Below are 1,247 nucleotides of genomic sequence, written 5' to 3'. Positions count from 1 at the left end.
TAAAGCTGCGCATTGAAAAAACTATCGCCGATGAAAGCCAGGTATGGCTCGACGAGCACCGCATGGTGGCGGTGAGTTTTGGGGAATTGATCGGGCTGTTAAAGCCGTACTTCGACGTCCATGTGCTTGAGCATGATTACGAAAGGATCATTCCCTGGAGCGGGACCTCAGGGAACGCGATATTTGCTTGTGTGAAGGTTTGATGCACGGCGCAGCATGGCGCGTGATGGAGTGATCAGGACGTTTCGGCCCCTTGTACGCCATGCAAGTACGCTGTCACTGCGCTACGCCCCCCAACAGACTCTAACGCCAGTATCCGGCATTCATCGGTGACTGACTCGCTACTGACTTCGCGGATTGGCTCGTCTTGTTGGCGCATCGGCTTTACGTAGCGCGGACCGCAACGATTTCTCCAGGTTGATCAATGCAAGTGCTTAGCTGGAGAGTATGTCTGGACTAAGTGCTGCGCCTGCTCGGCCAACTTATCCAGCAGGTCATCGCGCTCTTTCTCCGCGTCGCTCATGGCTTTTTCACCGTGTTGTTTCACGAGATAGCTATGAATCTGCCGGACTTCTTTTGACTGGAAGATAGGCTGAAGGTCCTGCACTGCTACCAGACCGTTCGAAGGCTGGCTCCGAGTATTCATGGCTACTTGGGGGCCGCGTGCCGACAAAGGCAGAAAGCCCAACGCCTCAAAGTACGGCACCTTGCCGGCCACGCACGCCACTTCGGCGTGGGGATAGCGCGCCAGCATCCCTTCGACCATGGCCCGACCAATGCCTTGGCGGCGATGGCTTTCCTGCACCGCCAGATAGAGCAGCGAGCACGCTTCGGGATCATCCACATATGGAAGGTACAACGCGAAGCCGAGAAGGCGACCAGGGTCCTCGTCGTCTAACGCCATGATCAGTTCGGGCTTACCCGCCTGCGAGCCGTCCATGCTGTCCAGGTAGCGATGCACCTCGAAACCCACCACATATTGATACAGCTGATACAACGGATTGATCGGCGTAAGCGATACCGGGCTGATATCGCCGAGGTAGTCCACCACCATCTGCAGCACCTGGTTTTTCATCGATTCCGGTGGCGAGGTGTTTAGATGGGAAAGGGTGAACATGAGTGGGGTGCTCCGGGGATGATGCGGATAAGGCCGCATTGTACCGGGGGATAGGCATGAACGAGGTGAGTTCGACTGGCCAATCCCGCTTCTGCGCAGAAGCATGTCCCCACGCGAGCGTGGGACATGC

General features: G+C 56.8%; 1 protein-coding gene and 1 pseudogene. One reads left to right on the top strand and one right to left on the bottom strand.

Translation table 11 applies throughout. The features are described 5' to 3' along the window. A pseudogene (locus NA647_RS19560) lies at positions 1-203 on the top strand (SAM-dependent methyltransferase); the annotation flags it as partial. Positions 204-421: 218 nt separating this feature from the next. Here NA647_RS19560 and NA647_RS19555 read toward each other — a convergent pair. Then, positions 422-1,117, bottom strand: a complete 696-nt coding sequence (locus NA647_RS19555; RefSeq protein WP_256059163.1) for a GNAT family N-acetyltransferase — start codon at positions 1,115-1,117, stop codon at positions 422-424. Between the last annotated feature and the right edge of the window lie 130 nt (positions 1,118-1,247).

The sequence above is a fragment of the Stutzerimonas stutzeri genome (assembly GCF_024448985.1).
GTDB classification, from domain to species: Bacteria; Pseudomonadota; Gammaproteobacteria; order Pseudomonadales; family Pseudomonadaceae; genus Stutzerimonas; species Stutzerimonas stutzeri_AP.
This window is presented reverse-complemented; position numbering and strand designations above follow the sequence as displayed.